Raw genomic sequence first — 16,480 nt, 5'->3', positions numbered from 1 at the left:
TTTAAAGGAAATCTCCTCGGTTAACCGGAATTAATATTCAACTATCCTGCCCATTAGCTTAACGACAGAGAGCGCAGATGCCGCGGCGGCAAACTGCTCCCTGAATTCTGAACTAACGTACCCGTTAGCTCAACAGCAAACTGGTTATATGCTATCCCATCCAATGGCTAATTCAACTAAACTATATCCACCTATTGAAATAGACTTCTGCCCAAAAGTTTGACCGCCTTGTAATTTGTAAAATGTAACCGATGGATTGTCTCTGAGAACCCACAACATCATTGAAGAATAGCCATTATCTTTTAGTGACTCAACAACTGAATTAAAGAGCATTGTTCCTATCCCTAATCTTTGGTAGTCCCTTAATAGATAAATTGCATAAAGCTCACCGTCATGTTTAAATTCGTCACTCCGACTTCTTCCACCATTAGAAAATCCAATGATGTTACCTTCTCTGTCTTCTGCAACGAATATTTTTTCGTGTGCGTTGAGATTTTTAAATGTCCATAACCAATTCTTAGTCCTCTTCTCAACGGAGAGACTAGATAAGTATGACTCTGATATGATGCCTTTATAAGTGGTTTTCCAACTATCAACATGAACAATTGCGATTCTTTCTGCGTCTTTAATGCACGCTTCTCTTACCTTCATTAGTTCAGTCCCCCATCCTCCAGAACGAACACTTTACCCATATGTTACCATACGAATTCACTGAAGATAACTGCCCGTTAGCGTAATCCGTAGTATTTATCCTTTTGTTGGAGCCAGTTGACAATTATGTTTCTAAAGGTGGATATGGGTAGCTCACAATAAGCTACGTCGTCGGAGTATGGGTCGATTATCCTTACGGTTGTATTGTTTAGCTCGACCAAATGATACTTCACACCAGATAAGGTTTTGCTGGTCACTTTACCGCTCAATATTTCATTAATCGAATCAATCACCCAACGAAGATTCCTGCGCATAGCCAATCTGCGATGTTGAGTACTAAATCTAAAAGCATCAAACCATTAAAAAGGCATGAGACCCCTGCTCAAAGGTGTCTCATGCCTTTTTTATTAACACGGTTGAGCAGCTTACAGTTACTCCCCACCTTCATGCCACAGTTCAAGCGGCAGGCCGACTAGTGCTTTACCGATCCATTCCCGAGCAATGTTGTTGGATGGCCCCATGGCGATACCTGCACGTGCATCTCGGAACAGTCGTTCAAATACGCCTTTCTTATACCCGTAACCCCCAGTAACATCAAGTGCAGCTTTTGTCGCTTTATTCGCAACCTCAGCTGCATGGATCTTGAATTCAACCAGGGGCAGCAATAGTTCCACCTGAGGCCGCCCCTGGGCCTGCAGTTCGTCTAATTGTTTGGCAAGAGAGATTTGCCATGGCTTCAGACTTTCAATGAGCACTTTAACTTCAGCCAGCTGCTGACGGATAATTTGATAATCCGCCAGGCGTTTATTGAAGTCGCGGTGAACCATGCCTTTAACGTATTCGGTTGCCGCTTCAAGTGCAGCCTCCGCAACTCCCAGCCAAGTAGAACCGAGCCCGATCAGGTAAACGGGAGATACGCCGCTCTCTAAAATTTCACGTCCTTGTCCTTCCGTTCCAAGTTTATCTTGAGGTGCGACTCTTACTCCTTCATATTTAATAGGACCGCTGTGATTGCCGCGCACACCAAGCGCTTCCCACACGCCCGGTGTAATGCCAGGAAGCTTGCCATCGACGATGAAGAAGCTTACGTCCGTAGGTGTCTGTGCACCTGGCGTTCTCGTTTGAAAGACATAGAAGTCCGCTTGTCCAGAGCTTGTCGTGAAAGACTTTTCGGCATTGAGGATATAATCCTCTCCGTCACGCGAAGCCTCACTGAAGTTAAACCACCAATGGCCGCCGGATGCCCTTTCACTCGTTGAATACGTGCCAATCGATCCGCTTCGCAACGGCTTCAACCAGCGTTCTTTTTGATCATCATTCCCATACAAAGCGATTGTTTGAACAGCTCCGACATGCATAACGTATACAAGCGAGGTAGATGGGCATCCTTTACCGATTTCCTCTGCTGCTATCGCAAATGCGACATGATTAAGCCCCCGTCCTCCCCAGCGTTCAGGGATCAAGACGCCGTTCCAACCGGCTTCCGCGAGAGCCTGCAGATTTATTCTAGGAAATACTCCTTCACGGTCGGTTTCTTCCGCTCTTGGTTTAATGATCTCATCTACAATGCCTCGGATTTCGGCCCGCAAGCTCTCGTAGTTGGTTTGTGAGCTTGTATTTCCAAGATCAATGCTCATTGTTTATCTCTCCTTGTTTTATGAAATTATGAAGCTACGTTTTCTACTTTGATCATTTTTTCTAAGGATGTCCCTTTACCTTCTACTCCCTTGAAGTACCAAGGTATCATGGCAAACGCTCCGATCAGCCAAAAGGCGGCAAGTACGCATAATGCGGCTACAATCCCCGCTGACGATGCGATGGCAGTTAGCATGATCGGTGATATAACTCCTCCAATTCGGCCGAAAGCGACAGATAGCCCTATGCCCGTTGAACGTAGATGGGTCGGAAATATTTCGGCAAACGTGACGTATGCAGAAATCCAGCTGCCATTCGCGAAAGTTGTCGCAATCGTGAAAGCGGCAAGTACCCATCCCCAATTATGTGTTTGCGTCGATAAGGCAAGCAGCACAACTGATACTGCGGCCATTGTGTAGAACAGCGGCACTGTCCGTTTACGTCCTATGCGCTCAAGAAGAAATGCAACAATTAGCCCGCCTATTAACCCGCCAATATTGGCAATCAAGTAGAAGAACGGAACATTAGATGCTTTGACATTAATCTCCGGTAAAATAAAGATCGGCATGAAAGCAAAGATGCCGTAGTAGCCGGCCGCCTCCGAGAAATCCAGAAGACTTCCAAGCGCTAATCGTCCGGGATACTTGGTGATCAGTTCCCGGGACTGTTTCCAAATCGATGTGGAAGTTTGTTTCTTTTTCTTGCCCTTTACAACAATTCGTTCCGTACTCACCTCAGCCTTCTCAATACCCTCAACCACTTTGGCCGCAGCTTCCAGTTCTCCCTGTTCGATCAACCAACGCGGGGATTCCGGAATATATCTGCGTATAATCAGTGCCACGAGCGAAACCAGGGCACCAAAACCAAAAGCGACGCGCCATCCCCACTCAGGGGGAAGGATATTAATAATGAGAAGTGTTACAAGCGATGCAAGAATGGGCCCCAGTGACCAAAAGTTCATTACATGTGCATTGGCTTTTCCCCGGTATCTTGTCGGAATGAACTCACTAATTGCTGCGTTGATAGCTGCATATTCAGCTCCAACGCCAATAGCTGTCAATAACCGAAGAACAAGCAGCGATTCATAATTCCATGAAAAAGCCGATAACAGCGTAAATGTTCCGTAGAGCATGAGTGTAATCAGGAATAATTGTTTCCTTCCGAAACGATCCGCCAGATATCCCAGTACATAGGAACCGATCATAATCCCAATAAACCAAATACTTAATATCCACGATTGCTCGTATTCGGTTAAGCCCCACATATCCTTAAATACACCGATGATATTCCCAATGATGGTGACTTCAAAAGAGTCAAGCATCCAGGCAATACCAAGTGCCAAGGAAACATTGGTATGAAATTTGTTCCATTTCAGTTTATCGAGCCTAGCAAGAAGCTCATTCTTCACGATCAGTCCCCTCCTTTCTATTAAATAGCCTCTCGGCATTCGCCGAGGCTTATGGGACAAGGGTTTCCTTGAACCATCCAACTAACCTTCCTCCCACTTTCGTAGGGGGATTTTTTATTTCAACACCATCATCGTGTGTACTCCCAGCCCGATTGCAACTCAGGCTGGGATAGCGCCAGGGAGCGGTACTTTAACGGGTACCACTTGTACATGATCTCTGCGGCGGACAGTAAACACGACTTTCCTTTATATCCCAGACTGCAGCCTGCTTCCCGGCATGATGCTGTATGTTTGGTTATGAGCTCGGTCGAATTCAAGCAACGTTTCACCTTAAGCACGGTAGACAAAATGCTACTGGATGTCGCTCATGATGCTGAATCCATCTACCTTCTTTTAGAACACCAAGGCATGGAACCCTTCATTGATTTGAACGTTCGTTCCAAGAAGAACACAGCGAGCAAAGGTGCAAGTGACATCCATATCTCTCCCAAAGGCATTCCCATTTGTCCGAAGGGAAATCCCATGAAACCCAAATGGCACGGACCACAAGCTCCATCGTCGCAAGTGGAGATGCACACCGACTTGCGGCTGCTCTACAGCCAAGTATGGCCGTACCTTCTACACGAAAACCAGCGACAATCCAAGGCTCTTCCCGAAAACTCCCCGCGACTTAGTGAAGTGGAAGCTGATTTACAAGCGCCGCACCATTGAGCGCTCTAACAAGAGAGAGAGAAGATTGACTACAAACTCGAATCCGGCAGGCATCGCTCTACCATGATGTGGTACATACGCATCTACGGCATTATGATCTGCCAACACATCGATGCTTGGTACGTCAACCAGAAAGAACAGTAGGATCTGCTTCGGACTAAAATCTGCCCTTCCGCAGCCTAATTTTTTTAAAAAAATCCCTGTTTTCACCGGGGTAGTCTGCCCATTTTTGAAAATGGCTTTCATTATCCAGTTTTTCCAACTCAATATTGTCTATTTCCAGCGAAATCCCCTTTCAACCTCTGCTGAATGCCGTGAGGCTATTTAATGATGTCAAGTAGCAGAAATACTGATTAGGGCCGCTTCCTTCTCCCTTACGAGCGGAATGACCTTCTCTCCGAATGCTTGAATGTCCTCATCATAATGAAGAAACCCAGTAAGTATCAGATCGATGCCAATTTTTTTCAATTCGATAATGCGATCTGCAACTTGTTCAGCTGTTCCGATCAGGCCGGTTTTGAATCCATCATTGTACTGTACCAAATCTTCGAAATTGGAGTTTGCCCACATCCCCTCTCTTTCCGGAGACGCCTTACCTGCAAATTGAACTTGGCTGCGGAAGCCATCAACAGCCTCTGGATCAGCATGACTTATAATGTCATGCAGGACCTGACGCGCTTCTTCTTCCGTATCCCTAACGATGACAAATGCATTAACGCCGAAGTTCAATTTACGGTTATTAGCCGCAGCCAGTCCGGATACTTCATCTATTTGAGTACGGAATCCGTCAATTGTATTCCCGTTCATGAAATACCAGTCCGAGACTCTCGACGCCATCTCGCGTGCGGCCGCGGAATTTCCTCCTTGGAATACAGGTGGTATCACGTTAGGCTTCGGTTTATGCGGAGCACCATTGATTCGGTAAAAATCGCCACGGAAATCCGTTGATTCCTCTGTCCACAGCTGCTTTAGAACACGGATAAACTCCTCTGAACGGCGGTAACGCTCGTTGTGGTCCAGCCATGGCTCGCCAAAGCCATGAAACTCGCCTTTAAACCAACCGCTTACGATATTGATGGCTGCGCGGCCCTTGCTGATCTGGTCGAGTGTCGAAATCGCTTTAGCAATTGGACCTGGATGCCATAATCCCGGGAGAACAGCAGCGATTAACTTAAGATTTGTCGTGACTGTCGCTAAGGCAGATGCCAAGACTATTGCTTCCAATTGATTTTCTGCCCCATAGCTGGCGATAAAGCGTGTTTGAAGCAATGCAAACTCAAATCCGGCATTTTCTGCTATTTGGGCATATCTTGCATTGTCATCAAAAGTCCAGCCTGTGTTCTGTGGAATTTTGGAAATGACTAACCCTCCGCTCACGTTTGGAACCCAATAAGCAAATTTCAAAGACATTAGCTTCACCTCTCCATTTCATAAATTTGTTCACATCCTTTTAACCGAGCAAATAAAAAAACAGACTAATTCGAATTAATGAGCACGCATGTGTCCATTGATAACGACAGTCTGTCTCTGGTGATCCAGTCGACAAATATACAAACACCATACCTCATTTCAAACTAAACCAGTAGGATTTGTGTTATTAGTGCCATTATAGCTATGAAAAAATTCAAATTCAACAAACAATATCAGATGAATTGAAGCATATCCAACACTTTATGCCCTATTTGTTGTAAATAAATGAATAAATATATCTATTAAAATTTTACAATCTAATGGCCGAATGAATCATTGTTCTACCCCGATTGCTTTGTATATTCCAAGTGACGAAAGTCGGGTTAACTGAAGCGCCATATGATGCGGCGAGAATACAGTATCATTTTTCAACCAGTTTTGCGCTACGCCCAATATAGAAAAACTTGCATAGTCCAAAACGATATCAAGTGGAACAGACAGTCTCTGCTCCATTTTCAGACCGGAGATTCGTTCATATAACGCCTCACGAATAACCTTTTGTATCTTGATCGTAAAAGCATCCTTCTCAAGATGTGTAAACATCGCCTGATAAAATTTCAAACTTTCCGCTATGTGTGCGAACAGCACGGATAGAAACGGATCTGGTTCGTCGAACCTTAATTTAGTAACCAAAAATCGGTTATTGACGTTGTGCAACGAATCAGATAATACAAGTAATTTCTCTTCAATCACTTTATCCAGCAGCTCAAACTTATCCTGAAAGTGCGCATAAAAGGTGGAACGATTAACATTTGCGTGATCAGCGATGTCTTTGACCGATATTTTCTCAAAGCCCTTTTCTAAAATAAGTACAATCATTGATTCTTGGATCATCTGACGTGTTCGGCTAATCCGACGGTCTTGCGCTCCGGAATGAGCAGCCATTTTCCATTCCCCCTTCATAATCGGTTGAAATTGCTCATTTCACTAATATCTGTGGTTTAAACGTCTACTTTCCAACACATTTTGATTAGGTGTTGTATATCAAACACTAACTAAATAACTGTCGATTGCTTGAACTTAGAATGTAGCTATAATGATAAACATACATTACCTAGTTTTACAATGGGTTTTATCAACTTATTTCATCATAAGGAGTTGAGTAATCATTTTGCGAGGAGAACAGTTTATTCAAAGCCTCAATGACGGGAGGAAGGTATGGCTGGACGGTGAATTAGTTACCCATTTGTCGCAGCACCCAGCCTTCAGTGGAACATTGAAGACCATCTCCCGATTATTCAATATGCTGGATGAGCCCGGCATACGCGAGAGCATCGGTTTCGTTCCTCCTGGAGGCAAAAAGTATGCCCATGGATCCTTCCTGGTTCCTTATTCTCCCCAGGATTTGGCGAAACGAAGAAACAGCTTTGACCTTTGGTCCAGAGAAACCAATGGAATGATGAGTCGGTTGTCTGATTATGGCCGATCTATGATTACGGGCTGGTTTGCGGCACGCGAGGAGATTGGAAAGCTCGATCCGCATTTTGAATCAAAAATTACTGCGTACTACGAAGAAGCCAGGGATAAGGATCTCTTCCTGACTACTGCAATACTGGATCCCCAGATCGACCGTTCCAACGGGCTGGAAGATAGCCGGATCAACGAGCGCTTCTTGCATGTAGTGAAAGAAACAGATGAAGGCATTATTGTTCGGGGAGCCAAAATGATTGCGACAGGCGCACCCTACACACATGATTTCATCATATTCTCATTCCTAAACTTTGAAGAGAAGGATCATAAACACGCTCATGTGTTAATTGTTCCTGCAACTTCAGAAGGCCTGCATATCGTTTGCAGGGAATCATTTGCAGATCAACGTGCGCAAAATCATATTCTTAGCTCACGTTATGAGGAAATGGATGCCGTCCTCTTTTTTGATGATGTATTTATTCCATGGGAAAGAGTGCTTCTTTATGGCAATCCGGATGCTGTATTGAAGCTTCGAGCCAACAAAACGGCCAATGCGCTCGCATTCCATCAAACTGTGGTCCGATCTGTAGCAAAGCTGGAATTCGTTACCGGAGTCGCCTTCGCTGTGGCGGAATCGATCGGCGTTCAAGGGTATTTGCACATCCAGGAGAAGCTGGGCGAATTAATTACCCAGATTGATGTGATGAAAGCATTGGTAATAGCATCCGAAACGATGGCCGAACCAGATGAATCCGGGGTGCTCGTACCTGAGCTGTCTTATATCGATACAGCCAGAAATATTGGGACGAAATATTACCCGAGAGCAATAGAAATTGTGCAGCAGATAGGCGGTGGCGGATTCGTTCAAACCCCTTCCGGAATGGAAGACTTTTACGGTCCAATTTCCAATCTGATGCATTTGTATTTCGAAGGGGCTACCGTTAGTGCCGAGAAAAAGGTACAGCTCTTCAAGTTGGCTTGGGATTTAATCGGTAGCCCTCTTGGTTCACGGCACGAATTGTATGAACGTTTCTATGCCGGCGATCCGGTACGCGCCTATGCTAGCCAATATGTGAAATTTGATAAAGGAAGCCTTACCGACCCGGTATGGAAGCTATTAAAGGAATCCAGTAAAGACGTGTACTAATAACCTTAAATGAAAAAGAAGGGATGATGTAGTATGGAACTATTTTGGTTTATTCCCACTCATGGCGACGGCCGTTATTTAGGCACACGTGATGGAGCAAGGTCTGTCAGCTATTCCTATTGCAAACAAATCGCCCAAGCCGTAGATGAATTGGGCTACCAAGGCGTGCTGCTTCCGACTGGAAAATCATGCGAGGATCCTTGGATTGTCGCTTCTTCGCTGGTACCTGTAACAGAGAAGCTAAAGTTTTTAGTAGCGGTTCGTCCAGGCTTGGTCTCCCCTACACTTGCGGCACGAATGACTGCTACGCTGGACCGTTTTTCCAAAGGCCGGCTTCTCATTAATGTCGTGACCGGCGGTGACCCGGTTGAATTAAAGGGGGATGGCTTGTTTTTAGATCATGATGAACGCTACAAACTTACGGATGAGTTTCTAAGCATTTGGCGTAAGCAGTTAGAAGGCGAGCGTGTCGATCATGACGGAACACATCTTCAAATCGAAGGCGGCACGGTGTTGTATCCGACCATTCAAAAGCCCTACCCTCCCCTTTATTTTGGGGGTTCTTCGGATGCCGGGCACGAAGTTGCGGCTGCACACGTCGATGTCTACTTAACATGGGGGGAACCTCCGGCGCAAGTGGAAGAAAAAATAAACAAGATGCGAAAGCTGGCAGCAGACAAAGGACGTTCCTTAAGGTTCGGCATCCGTCTCCATGTAATTGTTCGAAAAACGGAGGAAGAAGCCTGGCAGGCGGCCAACGAATTAATTAGTCATCTGGACGAAGAAACGATTACTTCTGCGCAGCAGATATTTGACCGAATGGATTCAGAGGGGCAGAAACGTATGTCCGCCCTGCATAATGGAGATCGTTCGAAGCTTGAGATCAGTCCGAATTTATGGGCAGGTATCGGACTTGTACGCGGAGGGGCTGGAACGGCCTTGGTCGGAAGCGCAGAAACTGTTGCCGCTAGAATGAAGGAATATGAGGACCTTGGTATAGAAACGTTCATTCTGTCCGGATACCCCCACTTAGAAGAAGCATATAGAACGGCGGAACTGTTGTTTCCGTTATTGAAGCCCAGCCATGTTCAGCACGATGAAACGACCTATATCAGCCCGTTCGGGGAAATGATTGCCAATAACCAAATTCCTGCAGCAGAACAGAAATCGACAGCATTACTCCGGCATTTGAGGTAGATGTTGCTGACAACGACTACCCATACGGAATAAAAACCAAAAATGCTGGGAACAAAAATCATCAGACGGCTTCGAAATAATATACCCGACAAGCAGGAAAACAAGGTAAGGGGCTGATAAGCTAAGCATAACCCCAAATAAGGTCTGACTCTTTGTAAGTCTCATGTCAATTACATCCTATCTGTTTAAACTAGTACATCATGCCTTGCCCCCGTTAGCTCAACTAGGCTGCCGTTTCCTACCGGCAGCCTGTTGGCATTGCACTATCGTTTCCCGTTAGTTCAATAGGATATATCAACGTTAAATATCGAATAACCCTCTGCCAATCAAGTTTGCAGTAATCGGCTTCTTTCCGATTTCTCGTGACCATATAGACAATTGACCGGTATGATGAATTTCGTGGGCAATCACGTGCCGCATCACTTCGCCGAATTTAAAGCTTTCCCGTTCCCCGTCTTGGTTTGTGTCAAACATGATACGGTCTTCCAAGCTTTCATTCCAAGCGTAGATGAAGGGTGCAATTTCCGCGTGGCATTGGGCCGAAAATTCTCTTATTCCTTGCACGCCGGCGCAATCCTCGAAGGAAGGGATCTCTAACTCTTTCCCTTGCAAATCCCCGCACAACCAGGCATATTCGACTGTCACGATGTGATACAGTGTGTAGAGAATGCTTCCTATGCCGCCGGTGCGTCTTTTCAACAATTCTTCCTCGCTCACCGTATCGCACCAGTCAAACCAATCTTTGCGAACTTGCCAGTTATACTCGAATAGTTTCAACATGTCGCTTCCCCCTGTGATAATAAACTTTGTTACTCCTACCATGATTCGCGATATAATCCTGCTATCCTGCCCTTTAGCTTAATGGTAAAATCAACATCGAGTTTTAACAGAGCCAAAATCAAAAAAAGCCTTGCAGGGATGCTTTCCCATACAAGGCTTCTTCAACGTTATCGAACTGTTAAGGTATTAAAGATATCCGATACTCCTCTCGTCTCCAACATACATATCCTCCACATATCAAATAATCAGATTGTCTGTGGTTATACTAACTGTAGCCTTAGGAGGCGATTGACTATGATAAAAGTGCTCAATGTGGATGGACAAAAACTAACCTCATGTTTACTTCACCGGGCTTGGAGGGAAGTTAATCGAGCTCGTGCCGTCTGGATCGACGAGCAGACAATCCAGTTACTTTACAACCCATTTTCATTTCGAGACTATAGAAAAGCTGCATTAAAACGGGATCATTACACTTGTTTGTGGTGTGGACGTCGCGCAACGACTGTAGATCATATTGTTCCTTCAAGCAAAGGAGGCTCAGATCTTCCCCAAAACTTACTCGCTTCTTGCATTGAATGCAACACGAAACGAGGAAACCGTTCAGCGTTTTCATATCTTTTAGAAAAAGTACTTTCCGTGCCGAATTCTATAAAGCTCTGTTACCGCATCATTAAAGCTAAACATAACCATCGTCGAGCGAAATGATGTAAGTACTCTTCACCGCCTTGAGGCGGTTTTTATCCTTTGCCTGTTTTCGAGGAATTTATTGCGGATCGAAACCTACCTTTAAAATCAAGGTTTTGTTATTCTATAAATTTGATTTTCAACAAAACGAAAAACCGCCTTTTAATAAAGGCGGTTAATTGAACTATCGTTACCCGTTAGTTCAATCACGCTTACCAAGATTACCCATACTTTTGGTGAGAAGGTAGGCCTGTTCAACTGTCTGTTTCACGATTTCAGCGGCTGCATGATCTTGGGCTAACCTAAGACCTTGGCCAGCCCAGAGTGACATATATTCTGGATTACTCACTTTAGAAGCCGCTTGGCGAATATCTCTCGTCAATGCATTTTGTATCGGATAGTCGGGTATAGTTCCCTCATAGCAGCGCATATCTTTCATGAAGCCCGTGAAAATGCCACGTGCAGCTTTGCCCGAATAGATTTTTGTAACTTCGGTTGAATCCTCGTTTGATGAAAGTATCCTCTGCTTATAAACTGCATGGGCGCCGCTCTCAATGCTTGCTAAAAAAGCGGTTCCCATCTGTATTGCTGAAGCCCCTAGTGCGAGGCTTGCAACAAGCCCACGCCCATCCATGATGCCACCCGATGCGATTACAGGAACCGAAACATGATCAACGATCTGAGGAACAAGAGCCATAGTACCAATCAGTGTGTCTGCGCTATTCGTTAAGAACGATCCGCGGTGTCCTCCCGCCTCACTTCCTTGGGCGACAACGGCATCTACTCCGGCGGCTTCTAAAGCTATAGCCTCATCGACTGTCGTAGCTGTACCAGCGATGAGAATTCCTTTCTGTTTCATGGATTTAATAATACCCGGTGACGGTATACCAAAGGTGAAACTAAATACGGTTATATTTTCTTCAAGCACGACTTGTAATTGTTCTTCGAACCACTCCGCAAACTTTGGGATTGATGTATTCGGTGCGATACCTATCTCCAAGCGATGTTTATTAAGGTAACTGTTCATCTCGGCAATGGTGTCTTCGGGTGTACTTGGTTGCTCTGGAACGAACAAGTTTACAGCAAAGGGCCGATCTGTTCTTTTCTTTATCTCCCTGATCGCATTTCTGATTTGCTCAGGTGATAAATAACCTGCCCCTAAGCTTCCTAGACCTCCTGCGTTTGAAACCGATGCAACTAGATCTGGTGTCGTCGGACCACCTGCCATTGGTGCTTGAAGAATAGGGTATTCAATTTTGAGCTTGCGTGTCAGTTCTGTTTTCATAATTTTGAACCTCCTCTTGGCTTCTTTCTCCAAAATTCCCCTGTTCTAATTTTACTGAATATGATACCACATGTTGGAACTATCCTGCCCGTTAGCGTAGCGAAGGGCTGCCATGTGGCAGCCCTTTCGAGTTTGAACTATCGTTGCCCGTTAGTTTAATCATAATTGAGCAAAAAGCTTTAGAAAATTGTGCTATCTTATGCCTGCCTCCGCCAGTTTCTCGTCCAGTTTCGCCCTTGAAATCTCTTCAGGTCTTAAATTAACCAGTCCAATTTCCGAAAAAGAATATATGAAGATTTGTCACAAAATAAAAGAATAAAACTAAACAAGTCACGCGTGCTTCTGGCGACTATGGAGCGGATCTCGTTAATTCTAAATCCGGAAAAAAAACATTGTACAAACCACACACTGGCGGCCACATGTTCGTATTCATCGCGTTACTATTCGCGTGCATCGGCATATTTGCCGGCTCAGCGGCGGGACTCTACGCAGTCCTCGAACTGTGGTTCGGTCTTGGCATGACTTTCGCGGAATGCTGCATAATGACCGCAGTCTTATTCATAACAGCGGTAATATTAATGTTTAAGGATGCGCGTGAACTTGAGGCGGATTAAATGCAATATAAGCGTCTGTATCCCGCTTGAACAAGCTGAAGGATCAGAGATTAACAGGCTAGAAGAAACTTTCTTGTTCAACTAACGTTCTCCATTTTAAATTGATGTTTATAAATTCTAAAAAACGATCGTTTTATGAACAGAGGGTGATCACCGCATAGAAAAAACCAGTCCCTGAAACGGACTGGTTTACGCTGCGTTCATTCAACTATCGTTTCCCGTTAGTTCAATCATTTGGAGTCTCATGGCATAGGAGTTAGTAAGTTCTTCAACGTGCTCATCATCCAAAGATACATAATAACAGATACAATCGTACCTGAAAGGATCCCATTATATAGTTTGTGGAATTTCATTATTTTTTCAATCAATTTATAAAAGATCATAAAGAACATCATTGTGACCATGATAAAACCAATTAGAAATATTATGAGCATATTAGAGCACGTCCTAATCTTATTTAATTGATTAATTACTATAATACTTATTTTTCTATACGAAGTTGCGCTATACTGCCCGTTAGCGTAATGAAGCAGCCGATCATTGTCGTCGGCTGCTTCCGTGTTTTTATTGAACTATCGTACCCGTTAGTTGAGTAAAGTAAAAATTCCCCTTAATTACCTTTAGAAACGAATATTACTTTGTATCCGTTCTGCCAGTTCGTCTATGGTGACCCAGCGGGGGTTATGTGTGTGGTCGCCTTCTTTGAGTAATTCACCCTCCGCCCTGCAAACAAAGTAGTAACCGACCGAATCGACTTCGTACCATACAATAATAAGTTGATTCGAGTGATTTCCGTCAAACAATATAAAAAAATCGACCCTGTTCGCATCTGCAAAAGGTCGGTTTTTTTTGCGTTAGAACTCGTTACCGTGTCCTGTTATTAGGTTAATAAATAGTACAAAATGCATCAATTCCCGACTCGGTAACTACTGCCCTAGTAGTCGCCCATAGCCTGAAACTTTCAGGAATTACAAAGGCTTGGTGATTTTTGTCATTTAACCCCAAAATATAATATTCAATTAGAATATATTGTAGTATATTATTATTCAAATTGAATAATCTTCCTCAATTTCCCGAAAGAAACAACATAGACATGAATTCCCGTAAGGGCCCCAGATAACGATCTTTCGGTGATTCTGCTGAATGTTATTCTTTTCAGACCCTGCCTTCTCAACTACACCATGTTTTACTGTCAATTCGACACAACAAGGGGGTGTTTAATCAAAACATGTTTAAAACGAAATACCGATGGATAGTCAACAAAAATAAGTTTATAGGTGAGGTGCATTAATGAAACCACGATTTATACCTTTCGTTTTGGCATTTACGCTGCTGCTACTGATTTTGCTTCCGCCGCTGCAGGCAGCGGCCGCTGATGATTGGAGTTCCGAGGTGCTCCTTAACGAATTCGACGGAATCATCTTCGGCTTTGACGAAAGCCGTATTACTTGGAAAGAAACAGGCGATAAGGTGCTCTGGCTGTACAACCGTACGGACGGAAACGAAGTAAAGGTTTACGATGCCACCGGGTCAAACTATACGATCCATTCGGCAAAGTTATCCACTGAAGGCGTAGTCTTTACTTTATCTATTACAGACCCTAGCGGATGGCCTACTTATCATTCTGTTTATTATTGGAACGACGGAAACGTTCGAAATCTGATCGATGGCAATTATCCATATGGGGATGTTTATGATGTGAAAGGGAATTTTGCGGTATTTACCAATAGAGTGCTGGATTTAGCTACGGGACAGTCCCTTACCTTACCGGATTCGGGTTTTCAAGGTACAAATCGCTTTGATCTGTCGGCTGACGGAACCGTGGTTTATACGGATCCAACTTATAATTCGAACCTCTACAAGTCGCTTCCCGACGGTACGTTGGTGACATATGTGCTGCCTGCCGGCTACCAAACCTACAGCGGGCCTTTGATGGACGGGAAAAATATGATCTACCAGGTTAAAAGGAACAGTAGCCAGAAATGGTTGCTCCGATTGCGTGACGCCGATGACAATATTACCACATTGGCCCTAAATCCTTGGTATGGCTTTTTTCCCAACCCAAGACCATCCTATCAGATCAATAACGGCTGGATTACCTATCAGGAGTATAATATAGAAAAAGATAATTGGATCTTGTATGTCCGGTCGCCGGAAGGCGAAACCAGACAGATTTTTGAAACCCCTTTACAGACGTGGAAACAGTCGTGGTACTCAAGAGACAGCATCTCCATCAATCAGTTGGGCGCGGACGGCTCGGTGGTGTACACGGTGCGCTACGGGAAGTTGAAATACTCCAAAACGTACCTTTATTCCTCTCAAACGGATACACATGTGCGTGTTTCCAGCGGTACGAAGTTCCAATACCAGAATGGCGCCTGGTACCGGATGACTAGCAATTCGTTGTTCGCCATTCAAAGCTAATACTTCAATACTACCGCCTCCGTATGGCCGACGGAGACTTTAAGCGGACCCGCCCTTTCAATCGGTCAGCAGGGAAACGGAAAACCGAAGATTTTTGAGCATATGTCCCAGAACTAGTCCCGTAAAATCCCCAATGGAACCTGCATCCGGGGGATCAAGCCCTCAATGACTAGTATTCGTTGAAAATAAAGTCCAGACTGCAGCCACTATTCTGCCTGTTAGCTTAACGCCAATCAGCTACATCTGTACAAAATCACTTATTTTGTGAAGATGTAAAAAGGAGCCGCCGCAGCAGCTCCTTTTTCGTTTGTATAGGGTCCTTCATTGAACTAACGTATCCCCTTAGCGTAATAGCAAATACAAACACACTTTATGAAACTTTGATAACGAAAGGTGTTGATTCGATTTCAAAGTCATAGTTTTTACCGCCATGTTTAACTCTGAATTTTGCCTTTGAAACGATTTCATAACTTCCTGCTTGTAATGTGAGTTCATTATATTTTGGGAAAACATGCCCCTCCCCATCGTGACTATAAGAGCCATTCGGATTTAATGTAATCCCTCTTCCAATGCCAGTAACAAATCGCTCCTTTACATCTTGCAGGACAAGTTCACCCTTCATATCATAAACATCATAAGTAAACATATCTGCACCATGCTCTAATTCCCAAGAACTATTGGAATTATTGACCAAAGCACCATTTACAATAAAAAGCTTATCGGCTTGTAAATCTTTAGGCGTATCTACTTTAATACTGAACATCTTAGCTTTTGGTATCGTCTCAATGTCACTTTGACATCCAACAAGTGTAATAATGATGACTAATAAACTAACTAAAACAGAATGTTTCACAAATGCAACCTCCTTCGTATGTGCATAATTTAGAACGAACGAAATGAATTTTTAATAAGTTGTTAATATACCATTTCCTTTTTTCGCATTACTGCCAGTTAGCTCAGCGAAGGTCTGCCACATGGCAGACCTTAATTATTGATGTTAGGATGCTGGTTCAGGTATAATCGCAGCCCCTCCAATAGTTAGACGGATATTTATGGGAATTGTT

15 protein-coding genes are annotated in these 16,480 nt (G+C 44.1%); 6 read left to right on the top strand and 9 right to left on the bottom strand.

All coding sequences use genetic code 11. The features are described 5' to 3' along the window. Nucleotides 1-144: 144 nt before the first annotated feature. From MRBLPE1_RS11335 to MRBLPE1_RS11325, 3 genes are all read right to left on the bottom strand, one after another. Entirely contained in the window at nt 145-651 is a 507-nt protein-coding gene (locus MRBLPE1_RS11335; protein WP_364145337.1) for a GNAT family N-acetyltransferase, read from the bottom strand. Nucleotides 652-1,082: 431 nt separating this feature from the next. Further along, complete coding sequence (locus tag MRBLPE1_RS11330; RefSeq protein WP_364145335.1) at nt 1,083-2,288, bottom strand: acyl-CoA dehydrogenase family protein; 1,206 nt, start codon at nt 2,286-2,288, stop codon at nt 1,083-1,085. 26 nt (nt 2,289-2,314) lie between these two features. Then, nucleotides 2,315-3,694, bottom strand: a complete 1,380-nt coding sequence (locus MRBLPE1_RS11325; RefSeq protein ID WP_364145333.1) for an MFS transporter — start codon at nt 3,692-3,694, stop codon at nt 2,315-2,317. Nucleotides 3,695-3,985: 291 nt separating this feature from the next. Between MRBLPE1_RS11325 and MRBLPE1_RS11320 the strand changes: the two genes are divergently transcribed. Next, complete coding sequence (locus tag MRBLPE1_RS11320; protein ID WP_364145331.1) at nt 3,986-4,405, top strand: hypothetical protein; 420 nt, start codon at nt 3,986-3,988, stop codon at nt 4,403-4,405. On the opposite strand, the gene MRBLPE1_RS11315 is transcribed toward MRBLPE1_RS11320, so the two are convergent. From MRBLPE1_RS11315 to MRBLPE1_RS11305, 3 genes are all read right to left on the bottom strand, one after another. Next, nucleotides 4,385-4,651: a hypothetical protein gene (locus MRBLPE1_RS11315; RefSeq protein ID WP_364145329.1), complete on the bottom strand. Its 267-nt coding sequence runs from the start codon at nt 4,649-4,651 to the stop codon at nt 4,385-4,387. The two genes, MRBLPE1_RS11320 and MRBLPE1_RS11315, sit on opposite strands and share 21 nt — an antisense overlap. An 87-nt stretch (nt 4,652-4,738) precedes the next feature. Further along, nucleotides 4,739-5,815, bottom strand: coding sequence for a dimethylsulfone monooxygenase SfnG (gene sfnG, locus MRBLPE1_RS11310; protein ID WP_364145327.1), 1,077 nt, complete (start codon nt 5,813-5,815; stop codon nt 4,739-4,741). Nucleotides 5,816-6,148: 333 nt separating this feature from the next. Then, a complete protein-coding gene (locus MRBLPE1_RS11305) occupies nt 6,149-6,760 on the bottom strand; it encodes a TetR/AcrR family transcriptional regulator (RefSeq protein WP_364145325.1) in 612 nt (203 codons plus the stop codon). A gap of 226 nt (nt 6,761-6,986) precedes the next feature. On the opposite strand from MRBLPE1_RS11305, the gene MRBLPE1_RS11300 reads away from it, so the two are divergent. Both MRBLPE1_RS11300 and ssuD read left to right on the top strand, forming a co-directional pair. Beyond that, nucleotides 6,987-8,432, top strand: a complete 1,446-nt coding sequence (locus MRBLPE1_RS11300; protein ID WP_364145323.1) for a 4-hydroxyphenylacetate 3-hydroxylase family protein — start codon at nt 6,987-6,989, stop codon at nt 8,430-8,432. A 33-nt stretch (nt 8,433-8,465) separates the two neighbouring features. Next, entirely contained in the window at nt 8,466-9,629 is a 1,164-nt protein-coding gene (ssuD, locus tag MRBLPE1_RS11295; protein WP_364145321.1) for an FMNH2-dependent alkanesulfonate monooxygenase, read from the top strand. 300 nt (nt 9,630-9,929) lie between these two features. On the opposite strand, the gene MRBLPE1_RS11290 is transcribed toward ssuD, so the two are convergent. Then, on the bottom strand, nt 9,930-10,409 hold the full coding sequence (locus MRBLPE1_RS11290) for a DinB family protein (RefSeq protein WP_364145319.1): 480 nt from the start codon (nt 10,407-10,409) through the stop codon (nt 9,930-9,932). A gap of 294 nt (nt 10,410-10,703) precedes the next feature. On the opposite strand from MRBLPE1_RS11290, the gene MRBLPE1_RS11285 reads away from it, so the two are divergent. Beyond that, nucleotides 10,704-11,114, top strand: a complete 411-nt coding sequence (locus MRBLPE1_RS11285; protein ID WP_364145317.1) for an HNH endonuclease — start codon at nt 10,704-10,706, stop codon at nt 11,112-11,114. 181 nt (nt 11,115-11,295) lie between these two features. Here MRBLPE1_RS11285 and MRBLPE1_RS11280 read toward each other — a convergent pair whose 3' ends face one another. Beyond that, entirely contained in the window at nt 11,296-12,381 is a 1,086-nt protein-coding gene (locus MRBLPE1_RS11280) for an NAD(P)H-dependent flavin oxidoreductase (protein WP_364147227.1), read from the bottom strand. Between the two features lie 389 nt (nt 12,382-12,770). Here MRBLPE1_RS11280 and MRBLPE1_RS11275 point away from each other — a divergent pair, with 389 nt between their 5' ends. Next, a complete protein-coding gene (locus MRBLPE1_RS11275; protein WP_364145315.1) occupies nt 12,771-12,992 on the top strand; it encodes a hypothetical protein in 222 nt (73 codons plus the stop codon). Between the two features lie 1,290 nt (nt 12,993-14,282). Further along, nucleotides 14,283-15,416 carry a hypothetical protein gene (locus MRBLPE1_RS11270; RefSeq protein ID WP_364145313.1) on the top strand — a complete coding sequence of 378 codons (1,134 nt, stop codon included), beginning with the start codon at nt 14,283-14,285 and terminating at the stop codon, nt 15,414-15,416. 370 nt (nt 15,417-15,786) lie between these two features. Here the strand turns inward: MRBLPE1_RS11270 and MRBLPE1_RS11265 are convergent, their stop codons facing one another. After that, complete coding sequence (locus MRBLPE1_RS11265; protein WP_364145311.1) at nt 15,787-16,269, bottom strand: hypothetical protein; 483 nt, start codon at nt 16,267-16,269, stop codon at nt 15,787-15,789. Nucleotides 16,270-16,480 lie beyond the last annotated feature (211 nt).

The organism is Paenibacillus sp. LPE1-1-1.1, assembly GCF_040676435.1.
GTDB lineage: Bacteria > Bacillota > Bacilli > Paenibacillales > Paenibacillaceae > Pristimantibacillus.
This window is presented reverse-complemented; position numbering and strand designations above follow the sequence as displayed.

Excerpts from the sequence above, each read along its gene's own strand:
- MRBLPE1_RS11335 (WP_364145337.1), bottom strand. The coding sequence starts at position 651 with ATGAAGGTAAGAGAAGCGTGCATTAAAGACGCAGAAAGAATCGCAATT.
- MRBLPE1_RS11330 (WP_364145335.1), bottom strand. The coding sequence starts at position 2,288 with ATGAGCATTGATCTTGGAAATACAAGCTCACAAACCAACTACGAGAGC.
- MRBLPE1_RS11315 (WP_364145329.1), bottom strand. The coding sequence starts at position 4,651 with ATGAAAGCCATTTTCAAAAATGGGCAGACTACCCCGGTGAAAACAGGG.
- sfnG (WP_364145327.1), bottom strand. The coding sequence starts at position 5,815 with ATGTCTTTGAAATTTGCTTATTGGGTTCCAAACGTGAGCGGAGGGTTA.
- MRBLPE1_RS11305 (WP_364145325.1), bottom strand. The coding sequence starts at position 6,760 with ATGGCTGCTCATTCCGGAGCGCAAGACCGTCGGATTAGCCGAACACGT.
- ssuD (WP_364145321.1), top strand. The coding sequence starts at position 8,466 with ATGGAACTATTTTGGTTTATTCCCACTCATGGCGACGGCCGTTATTTA.
- MRBLPE1_RS11290 (WP_364145319.1), bottom strand. The coding sequence starts at position 10,409 with ATGTTGAAACTATTCGAGTATAACTGGCAAGTTCGCAAAGATTGGTTT.
- MRBLPE1_RS11285 (WP_364145317.1), top strand. The coding sequence starts at position 10,704 with ATGATAAAAGTGCTCAATGTGGATGGACAAAAACTAACCTCATGTTTA.
- MRBLPE1_RS11270 (WP_364145313.1), top strand. The coding sequence starts at position 14,283 with ATGAAACCACGATTTATACCTTTCGTTTTGGCATTTACGCTGCTGCTA.